The sequence below is a fragment of the Pseudomonas sp. IT-P12 genome (assembly GCF_949767465.1).
GTDB lineage: Bacteria > Pseudomonadota > Gammaproteobacteria > Pseudomonadales > Pseudomonadaceae > Aquipseudomonas.
In genome coordinates this window covers 750708-766095 of record NZ_CATKPY010000022.1, presented here as the reverse complement: position 1 = coordinate 766095, position 15388 = coordinate 750708, and the positions used below count along the sequence as shown (strand labels likewise).

The window sequence follows — 15388 nt, the reverse complement described above, 5'->3', positions numbered from 1 at the left end:
CTCTGGTTTTTCGCGAGCAGGCTCGCGCCCACAATGGGGGGGCTCAAGCTTTTTTGGAATCGGCCTTGGTCCGGGCGGGCGAAGGTTCCAGCACCTTCACCACATCATCAACCAAGGCCTTGCTCAATTCCGTCAGGTAGTGCGCCGCCCAGGCATGCCGGTCGGAGTCGCGGGCGTAGGCCGCATCCTGGGTCAGCCCCTTGGCGAGAAACAGGAAATCGGAAGCCATGGCCAGCGCATCGCTGAGCGGCACATCGCGGGTGACGTGGAACAGGGGTTGGTTCGAGCAATAGATGAGCGGCGTGAGGCCGATGGTCTTCAGTTCTGGTGGGGCGGATGGATTCTTCATGGGTTAACTCCTGGGTTCGAGGAGCTGCCGTTTTCGTTTCCAAGCGAAGGGGTGGCAGCTGTACGCAGGTTGGAAAACCGGGAACCGAGGAACCGGCACGCCCGAGGGCGTCCCACGCACAGCCGCCATAACGTGAGATCGCAGTCCCGAAAAAGGCTGCGTCTCTGCAGGGTGCTGATGCGTTGCGGTTCGACGGGTTTCCAAGCCCGGTCGCTGAAGGGGCAGCGACGACCGGAGACTAGCCCGCCGAAGAAACACGCAACAAGGCATCAAAGTGCCCAACCGCAAGATTCGGAGTTTGCCTACAAAGGGTTGTAGGCGTCATCCGATATTTCGTCCTCTCAAGTCAACGAAATTAAACAGAGTCCCACGCCCCTCTGGGTTTCTTTTTAATAATTTTCTACAAATGATAAATAAACTCATTCCGGTTTTTCCCCGGTGCTGCGTCTCACTTCTGTGAGCACGCAAAACCGGTGGGGCGAGGCTGCCCTCAGGTGTCCGATTTGTGCGGCGCTACAAGAATTTTTCCGTTGTCCAGACGACCGCTGCCCGGGGAGGGGTTCGGTCAGGCCGTTGGCTGATGTGCCGCTGAAAAGTGCGCATTGGCGGTGGTGACGAGGTCTTGGCAGCGGTTGGCCGTCTAATCCTTCTACCAATAATAGAGAGCACGATGTCAGCAATTTTCGAGTTGAAACCTCTGTTCAAGGCTTTGGTCATTTGCCGCAGCCTTCGCCCGCGCCACGCGCTGGCCGGGCTGGGCATGGCTTGCCTGTTGCCGTTGAGTGCGCAGGTGATGGCTGAAGAGTTCGCGATCAACATTCCGGCGCAGTCGCTGCCGCAGGCCTTGAAGGCCTTTGGCAACCAGACCAACCGGCAGGTGGTCTACGACGCCAGCGAGATGGCGGACCTGCGCAGCAATCGCGTCAGCGGCAAGCTCAGCCCGGAAGCGGCGATCGCCGAATTGCTCAAGGGCACTGGCGTGCGCTACAGCTTCGAAGGCAACACGCTGATGCTGGTGCGCGGCGCCACGGGCGAAAGTCTGGAACTGGGCGCCACCACTATCAATGGGCAACGGGTCGAGGCCACCACCGAAGGTTCCAACTCCTACACCTCCAATGCCGTGACCATCGGCAAGGGCACCCACACCCTCAAGGAAATTCCGCAGTCGGTCACGGTGATGACCCGCAAGCAGCTGGACGATCAGGACATCGTCGACCTCAAGGACGCAGCCAACAAGACTACCGGTCTGGTCGGCGCCCAGGGTGTGGGCCGGGGCATGATCCTCAGCTCGCGGGGTTTTCAGATTGATGACTGGCAGTACGACGGTGTGCCAATCCCGCGCAACACCTATGCGCTGGGTAACTGGGCCACGCAAGACCTGATCTTCTTCGATCGCATGGAAATTCTGCGCGGCGCCTCCGGTTTGCTGCAAGGTACGGGCAGCCCCGGTGGTGCGGTGAACATGGTGCGCAAGCGTGGCCAGATTGCGCCGACCGTGGCGATTACCGCCAAGGCCGGTTCGTGGGATCACTACGGTCTGCAGCTGGATGCGGGCGGTCCGCTGAACCAGACCGGTACCATTCGCGGTCGATTCGTGGCCGATCAGGACAACAGTCATTCGTTCATCGATTCCGAGTGGTACAAGACCACTTCGCTGTACGGCGCATTGGACTTCGACCTGAGCGAAGACACCACCCTGGGCTTTGCCGTCAGTAATTCCGATGGCACCTCGCGCAGCAACGTTCGTGGTTTCCCGCGCTATGCGGACGGCAAGCCGGTCGACCTGCCGCGCAAGACCTACACGGGCGCGAAGTGGAACCACACGGACATCGACGTCACCACGCTCTACACCGATCTGGAACACCGCTTCAACGAAGACTGGGCGTTCAAGATCGGTGCCGTGCGCATGAGCGAAACCAACAAGGCGAAAAACCAGCGCTCGCAAGCCTTTGGTAACGGTCTTGATCCCGATGGCGGTGGTTTGCAGTATGCGGACTTCGTGACGGACACCGACTCCACCAAGCTTGGCATCGACACGAACATCACCGGGAAATTCGAAGCCTTTTCCATGCAGCAGGAAGTCATGCTCGGGGGCAACTACTCCAAGTACACCTCCAACGATAAATACGCCCGTACGTTCGATGGCGGCACCGGCAACATTTTTGATATCGATCACAACCGTCCGGAAATCAGCTACGAGGGCCTGCTCGAGTCCGGCGGTTTCGGCACACCAAGCAAATATGACATTCGCCAGAAAGGCCTGTATGGCAGCTGGCGCATCAAGCCGGTCGATGATCTGACCTTTGTCGTCGGTTCGCGGGTGAGCTGGTATGACTACAGCTACAAATCCTGGAGCCAGGATGCAACCAGCCTGACGGCCAACCCTGACAGCACCTCCAACGAAACCGGCGAGGTCACGCCGTACGCCGGTGTCGTCTACGACTTGAGCCGCGAGTGGGCGGTTTATGCCAGCTATACCGACGTGTTCACGCCGCAGACCGAACGCGACACGGGGGGCTCGGTGATCAAGCCGATCATCGGCACCAACTATGAGATCGGCCTCAAGGGCGAACTGATGGATGGTAGGGTCAACACGTCCTTGGCAGTGTTCCGTTACGACCAGGAAAACCGCGCCACGCTCGATACGGACGGTCCGCAGATCTGCGACGGCTGGTACTGCTCGAAGGCCTCGGGGAAAGTGCGTAGCCAGGGCATCGACGCCGAAATCAGCGGCGAAGTGCTGGACGGTCTGCAATTGTTTGCCGGTTACACCTACAACACCACCAAGTACCTGGACGACCCAACCAACGAAGGCAAGATCTTCAGCTGGTGGACGCCCAAGCACATGGTTCGCGTTTGGGGTAACTACCAGTGGGGCGGCGACTGGAACCGCGTGAGCACCGGCCTGGGCTTCACCGCCCAGACCCACACCGTGGGCTTCGATCACGACGTCAACGTACCGGGTTACACCGTATGGAACGCCCGTGTCGGTTACCAACTGACGCCGGAAGTCGAGCTGGCGATGAACGCCAACAACCTGTTCGACAAGACGTACTTCACTGCCGGCTACAACCAGTTTGACGGCAACAACAACTACGGCGATCCACGCAACGTGATGTTCAGCGTGAAATACACCCCGGAGTTTTGATTCACTGAAACGCCGCTGAAAACAAAAACGCAGAAGCCCAGGCTTCTGCGTTTTTTTTTGTGGACCCCACAGGGAAGATCGCTTTTCTGTAGGAGCGTGTTTCTCTGTGGGAGCGAGCCTGCTCGCGATGGACATGAGACCGCTGCAGGGTGTCAGGCCGCCCGCGTTATCGTTGGCGACCCTCGCGAGCAAGCTCGCTCCTACAGGGGATCGGGTTTTCTCTGTGGGAGCGAGCCTGCTCGCGATGGACATGAGACCGCTGCAGGGGGTCAGGCCGCCCGCATTATCGTTGGCGACCCTCGCGAGCAAGCCCGTTCCTACAGGGTTTTGAGGAACACCTCGGTGAACGACGCCAGCAGCGGCTCGCTGTAGATCATGCTGCGGTGGGGCAGGGGGGAGTGTATCGAGCCTTGCAACTGGCCAGTCACATTGTGCGCCCTGAGGACCTGTTCCGAGTGCAGCACCTGCTCCAGGGTTTTATGCGACAGCGACCACCAGCAACTGGCCTGGACCTTGAGCATCGGCAGGGTGAAGGCGTCGAACGCCTGCACCAGACGGTCATGAATCGCGTAGGCCTGGGCGTTCATGATCTCCTGCTTGATGCCTTCCAGGGTCGCGATCAGGTCCTGCTCCCCGGTGGCGGTCTGTGAGCTGGCCCACTGATAGAACGCCTTGAGGTCGGTCGTCGGGTGTTCGGCGATGAAGGCCGACGCGGCTTCTTCCAGGTGCGCAAACATCAGGCTGAACACTTCAAGGGCCGCCAACAGCTCGTTTTCCGGGCTGAGGTGGTTCGGGTTGTCTTCTTCCAACGGTTTGCGTGGCAGATCGGCCGGCAAGTCACGGTCCGGAAGGGTGGTGTCGACCAGGCCGAGAAAACTTACCTCGCGGCCCTGTCGTTCGAGGTGGGCTGCCACGTCCATGGCGATGGCGCCGCCCAGCGACCAACCCATCAGCCGATAAGGGCCGTGGGGTTGTTTGTCGACAATCTGCGCGCTGTAGTCGTCAATCATCTCGGCCCAGCTCTGCGGGTTCGACTCCTTGTCGGCAAAACCCTTGTGCATCACGCCATACGTCCTGGCATGGGCAGCCAGTTTTTTCGCCAGGGGCTGGTAGCAGAACACGATGCCACCACTGGGGTGCAGGCAGAACAACGGTGGTGCCTTCGGCGTCGAGGCATTGAGCTCGACCACGCATTGCACGTTCTGTTGATGTTCCAGGGCGATGAACCGCGCCAGGGCTTCGATGGTCGGGTGCGCCAGCATCTGTTGCAGCGCCAGCTTGATGCCGAGGCGGGCATGCAGCGCCGAGATGAACTGGATGGCCAGGATCGAGTGACCGCCCAGTTCGAAGAAGTTGTCGTCGAGGCTGACCCGCTCGATCTGCAACGCCTCCTGCCAGAGCTGGGCCAACCCTTGCTCCAACGGCGTTTCGGGGGCGATGAAGGGGCGCTGGGCCTGACTCAGGTCGGGCAGCGGCAATGCCTTGCGGTCGAGCTTGCCATTGGGGCTGACGGGCATGGCTGCCAGGACCAGGAGGTAAGCCGGCACCATATAGCCTGGCAGGCTGGCCTTGAGTTCGGCTTTGAGGGTTTCGCGCAACTCGAGTTGTTGCGGCTCACTCAGGTTCGCATCGCGGGCGACCACGTAGGCGACCAGTTGCATGCCGGCCGAACCTTCCCGCGCCACCACCAGGGCTTCGCGGACGTCAGGCGATTGCAGCAGGCAGGATTCGATTTCACCGAGTTCGATGCGGAAGCCGCGAATCTTCACCTGGTGATCCAGGCGCCCGACATACTCGATCACGCCGTCGGCGCGATAACGCGCCAGGTCGCCGGTGCGATACAGGCGCCCGCCACCACGGGTGTCGAACGGGTCGGGGATGAAACGTTCGGCGGTGAGCTGCGGACGCTTGAAGTAGCCCCGTGCGAGCAGGTCGCCCGCAATCATCAGTTCGCCGACGACGCCCACCGGGACCGGCTGGCCGCCGTTGTCCAGCAGGTAGATCGCTCGTCCGCCCAGCGGTCGACCGATCGGCATGCTTTTGGGCAGGGCTAGCTGCCCGGTCACGTAGTCGCTGCAATCGAGCAGGGTGGCACTGACCGTGGTTTCCGTCGGGCCATAGGTGTTGAGCAGTTTCACAGGCCCGAGCCCGGCCTCGCCCCAGGCCGCCACGCCTTCCGGCGGCATGGCTTCGCCGCCGACGATCACCTGGCGCAACGCACCGTAGTCGCGCAGGCCGGCCGCAGCAAAGTCCTTGGCCAGCATGTTCCAGTAGGTGGTGGTCAGGTCGCTGGTGGTGAACTGCTTGTCGAGCAATTCGCGATACCAGGTGGCACTGTCCCAGATGTCCGGCCCGCGCAGCACCACGGACGCGCCGCAGATCAGCGCTGGGTAAAGCTGCTCGACGAAGGCATCGAAATTGAACGTGGCGAACTGCAGCGAGCGGTCCTGCGGCGTGAGGCCGAGAAACTCCAGCGCCACCTGGGCGTGGCGGGTCAACGCCGCCTGGGTGATGCCGACGCCTTTGGGGCGACCGGTGGAGCCGGAGGTGAACATCACGTAGGCCAGGTTGCTGCCCGTCGTCCGGCAGGGTGGATTGAGCGCATTCAACGTGCCCCGCACGTCAAGGTCATCGACGCAGCGTATCTGCACGCCCGGCTGCGACGGTAGCCGGCCGAGCAACGACTGCTGGGTCAGCAGCACGCTCAGGCCGCTGTCTTCGATCATCCAGGTCAATCGCTCCTGCGGGTAGTCCGGGTCCAGCGGCACATAGGCGCCACCGGCCTTGAGCACCGCCAGCAGGCTGATGATCATCGACGCCGAACGCTCCACGGCGATCCCCACCAGGACTTCGGGCCCGACTCCCTGGGCTATCAGCCCATGGGCGAGCTCGTTGGCGGCGGCGTTGAGCTGCCCATAGCTCAGGGCAAGGTCGTTGCAGATCAGCGCCAGCGCCTGCGGCGTGGACTGTGCCTGGCGTTCGAACAACTGATGCACGCCATGCTCGGGCGGCGCCGACAGCGGTGGGTTCCACTGGCGCAATTGCACCTGGCGTTCGGCATCGTCCAGCAGCGGCAGTTCGCCCAGCGTACGGGCCGGTTCGGCGATGAGCGCCCGGAGCAGGTTCAGCCAGTGCCGGGTCATGCGCTCGATGGTCGCCGACCGGTAGAGGTCGCGACTGTATTCCACGTTTGCCTCGATGCCGTGCCGCGAGTAGCTGACGTCCAGCGCCAGGTCGAACTTGGCCTGGCTCGGACCGCTGTCGAGAAACTCCAGGGTCAGGCCGTCCAGATCGATCCGCTCGGACTCACCGTTGTCGGTGCGCCAGTTGAACAGTACCTGGAACAGGGGATTGGGTTGCGCGCTGGCCTGCAATTGCAGGGCATCGAAACTCAACTCCAGTGGATAGTCGCCGTGATCCAGGGCCGCCAGGGATTCGCGGCGCAGGCGTTGCAGGAAATCGATGGCCGGCAGCAGTGGGTCGATGCGCACGCGATACACCTGGCTGCTGACGAAGCAGCCGACCAGCTCCTGGGTTTCGCTGCGATTGCGGGTGGCGTTGGGCACGCCGACGGTGAAGTCCTGCTGGCCGCTGTAGCGGCTCAACAACAATTGCCAGGCCCCGAAGGCGACCACGAAGGGCGTCAGGCCCCGTTGCTGGCAGAAGCGGTTCAGGGTGGTACACAGCTCGTCCGGCAGCCGGACGTCGTGATGCCCGGCCGGGTGGCGGTGTTGCTCGCTGCGCGGGAAGTCCACCGGCATGTCCAGGGTCGGCAGCGGTTTGCCCAGGTAGTCTTGCCAGTAGGCGGCGCTGTTGGCGCACGCCGGGCCGTTCAGGTATTCATCCCGTTGCCAGGCGGCGTAGTCGGCGTATTGAATCGCCGGGCGCGGCAGTGGCGTGGCCTGGGCGAAGGCACGGGTCAGGTCCTGCATCAGGATCGCATTGGACCAAGCGTCGGAAACGATGTGGTGCATGTCCATCAGCAGCAGTTGGTCATGGGGGCCGACCTTCAGCAGCGTCGCCCGCATCAGCGGGGCCTGGCGCAGGTCGAACGGTGTGCCCGCCTGGGCCTCGATGCGCCGGGCAATCTCACGGGCGCGGGGGTGTTCCGCCAGGGTCGACAGGTCTTCCCGGCCGAGTACCAGGCGGGCCTGTTCGTCGACCACCTGCAGCGCCACGCCGTCCCTCTCGCGGAACGCCGTGCGCAGGATGTCGTGCCGCGCCAGCACCTGGTTCAGGGCATTTTCCAGGCGTTGCGGGTCTAACGTGCCACGGATGCGAATGACCCGGGGCAGGTTGTAGGCGGCGCTGTCCGGCGACAGTTGCTGCAGGAACCACAAGCGTTGCTGGGCGAAGGACATCGGCGCCGGCGCGCGGTGGTCGCGGGCGGTGATGCCCTGGGGCTGATCAGCGGCTTCCGCCAGCAGCAGTGCCAGTACATCGTCATCGATCAAGTCGTTCATCATGCTCTCGCGGCCAGCAGCTGCTTCTGGGCGACAACCCGCCCACCTTCCATGCGCACCAGTTGATCCGCCACCTCGAAGTAGCGGTCGTCATGGGAAATCACAATGATGGTCTTGCCCAGGTCTTTGAGCTCGGGCAGCAGTTCGGTGTAGAAAATCCGCCGGAACGCCGGGTCTTGATCGGCGGCCCATTCGTCGAACACCAGCACCGGCCGCTCCTCCAGCCAGGCATTGAGCAGGGCCAGGCGCTTGCGTTGGCCGGTGGACAGGTCGGTGGTGCTGAAGGCGCCTTCCTGGATGCTGACCTTGTGGGCGATTTCCAGGCGTTCCAGATAGCGGTTGGCGTCTTCCGGCACCTGCTGGTCGCCCTGCACCAGTTCATCGAACAGGTAGTAGTCGGCGAAGATGGTGGTGAACAGCTGGCGGTAATCGTCTCGCCCTTCGGCGCCGACCGTCTGGCCGTCGACCCGTACTTCACCGCGTTGCGGCGCATAGAGCCCCAGCAGCAGTTTGATCAGGGTGGTCTTGCCGCCGCCGTTTTCACCGACGATGAACACGATTTCGCCCTGGTTGATCGTCAGGTTGACCGGGCCGAGTTCGAAGGCGGCGCTGCCTTTGACGGCAGGGAAGGCGTAGTGCACGTCGTGCATTTGCAACTGCTGTACCGTGGCTTTCTTCTCGGTGCCGGTTTCGCGCAGCAGCAGATGCGGTTCCGGCGAAGAGAACTGTTCCGCCAGTTCGGCGATGCGCTGGAAGGCAATGTTGGCGCGGCTGACCACCGGCAGGGTGGTCACCAGGTATTCCAGCGGGCCTTTCATGTACAGCAGCACCAGCACGAAGCCGCTGAGCACCGCTTTGTCGGTGCCCAGCCAGAACGATTGCAGGGCCAGCGCCAGGCCGATCACCACGAAGAACAGCATCGAGCCGAAGGTCTTGGCGATCACGAAGGTGTTGATCGAGCGGATGTGCGTGTTGCAGATGTAGTCGGCCGTGCCTTCGATGCGCTGGCTGAACATGCGTTGGCGACGCGGGCGGTGGATGCGCAGCTCCTTGGCCCCGGCGGCAATGGCGCTGTAGTGCTTTTGCAGTTCGTCTTCGGCTTCGCGGGCGGCTTCGAAGCCCTTGATGCCTTTCGCCCGGGCCACGTACTGGACCACGGTGCCGATCACGATGGCGACCAGCAACAGGGCGAACATCGGCAGTGACAGGTACGCCAGGTAACCCAGGCAACCGAGGGTCACGGTGAAGGCGATGGCGAGCGGCGCGAAGGAAAAGGCGAAATCGCTGACGGTGTCGACGTCGTGGGTCAGCACTGGAATCAGGCGATGGGTGCGGAACCGCTCGATCTGCTCGATGGGCGCCAGCAGCACCTTTTCCCCCAACGATTTACGCAGGCCGGCAATGATGTGCTGGCCGACATGGTTGGTGCCGATGTCGGACAGGATCGAGGTCAGCAGCGCCGCCGCGCACAGGCCGATGAAGGTCGCCAGGACCTGTGGCGAAGGGCTGCCGTCGGCGTTCAGGGCGTCGTTGATGGTCGCCAGCAGCGCGGTGATGCTCAGGCCTCCCAGCATGCCGAGGAGGATGGACAACACCACGACGACCCGGAAAGGCCTGAGCAGGCCGAGGACTTCACTGATGGCTCCGCGGGGTTTTGAGGTCATGGGGGGTTCCGCTTCAGGTGCCGGCAAGGGCAGAGGTTCAAGGGTTTGGCTGGTTAAAAGACGAAACCCGTGGACGACGATTTAGCCGCGCACGGGTTTGTTTGAGGACGGGGCGACGGAATGAGGGGGGCGGGTGCGCCCTCGCTGACTGACCCAGCGCCTTCGCGAGCAGGCTCGTTGCCACAGTGTTTGTGGTTGTTTCAAACCCTGTGCGTTTACAAATCCCGCGCCACCCGAAAACCCAGCCAGTCGCCACGGGCGTCGGCGTAGGCGGCGTTGCGATTGCCCGAGCGCGAGAACACCGGTGCTTCGCCCCAGTCGTTGCCGCGCAGGCGCTGGACCTTGCAATCCTCGGTCAGCCAGGCGCTGCCGTCGCTCGGCGCGCCCACGTAGTTTTCGGTGTAGCAATCGGCCGTCCATTCGTAGACGTTGCCGTGCATGTCGTAGACGCCAAAGGCGTTGGCCGGGAAGCGTCCTGCCGGCGAGGTGAAGTTGTAGCCGTCGGCTGCACCGTAGGTGTTGGCGTGTTTGGCAATGCTGTATTCCTTGCCTTCATCGAACGGGAAGGGGAATGGTCCGCTGCTGCCGGCGCGGGCGGCGTACTCGCGCAGGGATTCGCTGACCAGGCGGTAATGCTTGCCGGATTTTTTCGACAGCCAGGCGACATAGGCCGTGGCTTCCTCGAGGTCCATGCACACGGCCGGATGGCGGGCGGTGTATTCGTAGCGTGGAATGCCGGCCTTGCACTCGCGGCCAGGGCGGTCGTCACCGTCCGGCATGACGTAACCGGTGTCGCGCAGGTAGGCGTTCCATTCGCCGGCCAGCACCTGGAAGCGGCTGATCGCCACCGGACGGGCGAACGTCACCGGGTGCTGCGGGCTTTCATCGGGCTCGTGCCCGACCTCATCCTCCGGCGTGCCCATGGTGAAGGTGCCGGCGGGCAGCACCACCATTTCCGGGCAGTCCTTGCAGTCCCTGAACACGTTGCCCGGCGCGATGGCACCCGCCTGGGCACTGACCGGCAGCAGCGCGGCAGTGGCGAAGGCCAGGGCCGCGAGCGTCCTCAGGGAATAACCTGATAGCACACTGTTCATCGTTTCTCTCGTTGACAAGTGGATAGGGGCGGATTCAGAGCTGCGTGGTCAGCAACTGCATGAAACGCTCGATTTCGCTCTCATTGTTGAGCAGGCCGGGGGCGGTGCGGACCACCGGGCCGACATCGCGCTCCACGGCATCGGCGACCACACGGTTGTGCATCAGGTAGGCGGCGATCTCGTCGCAGTCCTTGTCCTTGACCCGGAAGAACGTGAAGCCCGAGGAGAATTCCGGGCTGCGCGGCGTCACCAGTTCGATCTGCGGGTGTTGCGCCAGGCGTTGTTTCAGGTAGGTATTGAGTTCATGGATGCGCGCCTGGACCTCGGCCTTGCCCAGTTGCAAATGCAGTTTGAACGCCTCATCGAGCGCCCAGCGATGCTCGAAGGCGTGATAGCCGCCCGGGGTCATGGTGGTGGAAAACGCCGTGGCCTCGGAGAAGGTCGGGATGATCGGCGTGACGTACTTGAGCTCGGTGCTGCGGCTGCACACGATGCCGGTGCCGCGGGGGCCGAACATCCATTTATGGGTGCCGGCGATGAAGAAGTCGCAGTTCATGCCGGGGAAGTCCAGGTCCTCGACACCGAAGCCGTGCACGCCGTCCACCAGGTAAACGATACGGTCCTGTTCGCTGCGGTTGCGGTTGTGCTTGTCCACCAGCGCCCCGATATCGGCAATCGGCAGTTTGACGCCGCTGCCCGAATGCACCCAGGTCATGCCCAGCACGCGGGTTTGCGGCTGGATGGCCTGGTCGATGTTGTCGAGGATTTCCTGGCGCGACAGGGTTTGCGGGTCCTTGAACAATTCGATCTTGCGCACACGGGTGCCGTCCCGTTGCTGGCGCAGGTCCAGGATGGTGTGGGTCGCGTAGTGCTCGTGGACGGTGGTGAGGATTTCCTGATCCGGGCGCACCTGCACGCCGCCATAGATCATGGCCAGGCCCTGGGTGGTGCTGCCGGTCAGGGCGATCTGCCGGGCATCGGCCTTGAGGTAGCGACCGGCCCAGACGCGCACTTGCTCCTCGCGTTGTTCGCTCACGCCCAGGTCCCAGTCCATCGCCAGCCCGGGATTGCGGTCGAGGGCGGCGCGATGCAGGGCGATGGCGTCGCGCACCGGTTTGGGGTGCGAGGTGACGAGGAAATTGGAGAAGTGCAGGTAGTCCGGATCCTGGTCGAACAGCTGCCGCAGTTGCGCCCATTTGTCCCGTGGCAGGGGGGGCGCCAGTGGGGCAGCGCTGGCGACGTTGTGCAGACCGGCGCTCAGGGGCAGGCTGGCGGCGAAGAGCCCCGCCTGCTTCAGGAATGTACGACGATCGGTCATGGTCGAGTGCCTTGCTGTGAAATCAGCGCCGGTTTGGCGGCTTTCTGCACCTGGTCCCAGACCCGCAGGAAGTTGCCGCCCCACAGCTTGGCGATGTCGGCCTCGGAGTAGCCGCGGGAAATCAGCTCGGCGGTGACGTTGCGGATTTCACCGACGTTCTCCCAGCCTTTGACGCCGCCGCCCTCGTTGAAGTCGGAACTGATACCCACGTGATCGATGCCGATCTTGCGCACCGTGTAGTCGATGGCGTCGCCCAGGTCCTTGAGACTGGCCTTGGGTTCTTCCTCGAGGATCGCGTAGAGGCGGCTGGCGTATTTGCCGAATTTTTCCTCGGACCAGGCGGCGATGATCGGGTCGCCTGGCATCAGCGCCACGGCCAGGTTGGGCAGGGGCGGCAGATCGAATGCCTTGCGCAATTCGTTGAGTTTGTCCTGGGTGTTCTGCGTCAGCGGCTTGAGGTACTGCGAAAAGCCCACCACCTGGACCACGCCGCCGCTGTTCTTGATCAGCTGCATTTCCTTGTCGCTGAGGTTGCGCGGAATGTCGACCATCGCCCGCGGCGCCGAATGCGAGGCCACCATCGGCGTGCGACTCAACTGCGCGACCTGTTCCAGGGCCAGGGTCGACATCTGCGAGACATCGATGATCACGCCCAGGTCGTTCAGGCGGCCGACCGCTTGCTTGCCCAGGTCCGACAGGCCATTGAGCGCATCGGGCGAGTCGTTGAAAAACGGCAGCGGTCGCGAGGAGTCGGCCCAGTCGTTGTTGCCGATGTAGCTGAAGCCGAACATGCGCATGCCGCGCGCCGTCCACCGGTCCAGCTGACTCAGGTCGTGGCCCAGCGGGTAGGCGTTGAGCATGCTGATGAAAATCGCGAATTTGCCTTCACCGTGCAGGCGTCGGAAATCATCCGGGGTGTAGGCGATGGCGACCTGGTTGGGAAAGTCGCGGACCATGCCGGTGATGATCTTGTAGCGGATTTCCTGCTGGTTGCGCGCCTCGTCGACAAAACCGTCGGTGGGCTTGTGCGGTGCGTTGGCGCCGTTCCAGATTTCCGGCCAGCCGAAAATCGTCAGGGCCGCGCCGGACAACTGGCCACGGTTGGCCTTGACCAGATCGAACTGACCCTCGCCGTCCTTGTCCGCCTCGTTGCCGTCGGTGCCGAAATTTTGCGTGAGACTGACGTGGCTGTCGAAGGAGAGCAGGCGCTGGTGCAATTCGTCGGCTTGTTTGACCACTTTGGCCGGGTACCCGAGATCGTCGCTGAACCAGTGGTCCCAGGCTGCAAAACCGCCGACGGCGCCAATCGCCAGGGCCAATGGCAGGCCGATATAAAGAGCCTTTTTCGAACGTGGTCTTTTCATTGCCGTCTCAGTCAGGTTCGCCCGCAGGGCCTTTGCTATCTGGGAGGAACGAGTGGCTGGCGCGGGAATTTAAGTGTTTGTGCGTACTTCATCGTCGGAATGCCGCCCAGAGCAGGCTCGCTCCCACAGGGTTTGCATATTGCTCTGTGGGAGCGAGCCTGCTCGCGATAGCTTTTAAATTTGCAGGGGCAACAAACGTTCTAGCTTGGATAAAGCCTGCTTCATGGCTGACACAGGTAGGGCAATGAAGATTTCTCGACGATGGTTCATGGCTGGCCTGGCGCTGACGGGTGTCGCTGCGCCTGCGGCGTTTTATGGGCATCGCCAATGGACGAAGCCAGACCCGACGATTACCCCGGGCGAAGCCACGGTCGAACTGGCCGACACCGCCGGTCAACAGTTGGCCGACACGCTGCGCGGTGTCTGGGACGTGCGTTTCGAAGGCTCGCACGCGGGTCTCGAGGGGTTGCCGCGAGTGGGCCTGGAACTGTTTCTCGATGTTGCCCAGCGGGGTCGCGGCTTACGCGGTTACCTCGATACCGCCGAACAACTGCGCGCAGAAGGGCAACCCCGCTATCGCTTGATCGGCGATCTGGTGCAGGCACAAGCGAGCGAACGTTACTGGCGTCTGTTCGACACCCGCAGCGCCGAGGGGGCGCCGGCCTATGAGCTGGCGGTCGTGCTCGACGAAGTCTGGGCGGATTTCGGCAATGCCGGCAGCGCCACACTCAGCGGTCGCCTGCTGCGCCTGGACCGTCCGCTCGGCGAGCCGGAGCAGGACAATCGATTTGTCGCCCGCAAGCGCCTGTTCCCGGAAGCCCGCGAGCGCGCCGGCCTGAACCCGACGCTCTTGGCGTGGCTGGTGTCCCCCGAGCATCGCCTGTTCCACCAGCTATGGCACGCCAGCCGGGACAAATGGCACAGCCTGCCCGAAGACAAGCGTGAGGCGTTGCGCGGTATCGGCTGGCAGCCCGGCCCTCGGGGCCAGGAGCGCGATGCGCGTGGACCGCGCAAGGATCGCAATGGCTCGGGTATCGACTTTTTCTTCATGCACCGGCACATGCTCGGTACGGCGCGTTCGATGCAGGACTTGCCTTCCTGGCCGAGTTTTCCCCTGCCCCAGCCGGAACTCGAGCGTGATCGCCAGGGGTTCGCCCGCTACTTCGACAATCACGACGGCATGGCGCTGCCGCCCACATGGCTGGCCGCTGAAGACACCGAGTACACCCAGTGGGTCAGCGACATCAAGACCGCGGAGACTTACCACAGCAATTTCGAAGTCTGGGAATCACGCTACCGCGACCCGCGTTACCTGTCGCAGATGACCCTGGGCCAATTCGGCTCGGAGGTCGAACTGGGCCTGCATGACTGGTTGCACATGCGCTGGGCCTCGGTGCCACGGGACCCGTCGAACGGCCAGCCCGTGCCATTTGCCAGGGACCCGGCGGACTTCGCCGCGCGCTGGTATGCGCCGGAAAACGATTTCCTCGGCGATCCGTTTTCTTCCCATGTCAGCCCGGTGTTCTGGCGCTTCCACGGCTGGATCGACGATCGCCTGGAAGACTGGTTCCGCGCCCACGAGCGCTTCCATCCCGGGGAAGTCAGTCGGCTGGAGGTCAAGGGTGTACCGTGGTTTGCCCCGGGACGCTGGGTGGAAGTGGCTGATCCGTGGCTGGGACCGGTGACCCATGGTTGCAGTACCACGCCAGGCCTGCAGGTGGGCAAATCGGTGGAAATGGACCCGGAAACCATGAAGCTGGCCTTGCGCATCACCTTCATCGACGATGAGCAGAAACTCGCCGGACTGTTGCGTCGCGTGCCGCAACGGCCGTGGTATGCACGGCATTTGAAGGTTGACCCGATCAGCCGCTAGGCGCCGATACCGCGTTATCGTTCATCGCGAGCAGGCTCGCTCCCACAGCGGACGCTTGAGCATTGAAGATCCCGTGTGGGAGCGAGCCTGCTCGCGAGGAGGACGGCCAGTCTCC

The 15388-nt window shown here is 63.0% G+C and carries 8 protein-coding genes; 2 read left to right on the top strand and 6 right to left on the bottom strand.

Features of this window, described 5'->3' with window-relative positions; translation table 11 throughout:
• Nucleotides 1-43: 43 nt before the first annotated feature.
• Nucleotides 44-349 carry a DUF3077 domain-containing protein gene (locus ACM6IM_RS18230; RefSeq protein WP_414865910.1) on the bottom strand — a complete coding sequence of 102 codons (306 nt, stop codon included), beginning with the start codon at nt 347-349 and terminating at the stop codon, nt 44-46.
• 670 nt (nt 350-1019) lie between these two features.
• Between ACM6IM_RS18230 and ACM6IM_RS18225 the strand changes: the two genes are divergently transcribed.
• A complete protein-coding gene (locus tag ACM6IM_RS18225) occupies nt 1020-3497 on the top strand; it encodes a TonB-dependent siderophore receptor (protein WP_414865909.1) in 2478 nt (825 codons plus the stop codon).
• 317 nt (nt 3498-3814) lie between these two features.
• Here the strand turns inward: ACM6IM_RS18225 and ACM6IM_RS18220 are convergent, their stop codons facing one another.
• The 5 genes from ACM6IM_RS18220 to pvdM all read right to left on the bottom strand — a co-directional run bounded on the left by ACM6IM_RS18220 (nt 3815) and on the right by pvdM (nt 13400).
• Entirely contained in the window at nt 3815-7960 is a 4146-nt protein-coding gene (locus ACM6IM_RS18220; RefSeq protein ID WP_414865908.1) for an amino acid adenylation domain-containing protein, read from the bottom strand.
• On the bottom strand, nt 7960-9624 hold the full coding sequence (locus tag ACM6IM_RS18215) for a cyclic peptide export ABC transporter (protein ID WP_414865907.1): 1665 nt from the start codon (nt 9622-9624) through the stop codon (nt 7960-7962). Before ACM6IM_RS18215 ends, ACM6IM_RS18220 begins: the two co-directional genes overlap by 1 nt.
• Nucleotides 9625-9839: 215 nt before the next feature.
• Nucleotides 9840-10718 carry a formylglycine-generating enzyme family protein gene (locus tag ACM6IM_RS18210; RefSeq protein ID WP_414865906.1) on the bottom strand — a complete coding sequence of 293 codons (879 nt, stop codon included), beginning with the start codon at nt 10716-10718 and terminating at the stop codon, nt 9840-9842.
• A gap of 34 nt (nt 10719-10752) precedes the next feature.
• Entirely contained in the window at nt 10753-12036 is a 1284-nt protein-coding gene (locus ACM6IM_RS18205) for an aminotransferase class V-fold PLP-dependent enzyme (protein WP_201191057.1), read from the bottom strand.
• Complete coding sequence (gene pvdM / locus ACM6IM_RS18200; RefSeq protein WP_414865905.1) at nt 12033-13400, bottom strand: pyoverdine-tailoring dipeptidase-like protein PvdM; 1368 nt, start codon at nt 13398-13400, stop codon at nt 12033-12035. Before pvdM ends, ACM6IM_RS18205 begins: the two co-directional genes overlap by 4 nt.
• 244 nt (nt 13401-13644) lie before the next feature.
• On the opposite strand from pvdM, the gene ACM6IM_RS18195 reads away from it, so the two are divergent.
• Nucleotides 13645-15273, top strand: a complete 1629-nt coding sequence (locus tag ACM6IM_RS18195; protein WP_414865904.1) for a PvdJ/PvdD/PvdP-like protein — start codon at nt 13645-13647, stop codon at nt 15271-15273.
• The last annotated feature ends 115 nt before the right edge of the window (nt 15274-15388 follow it).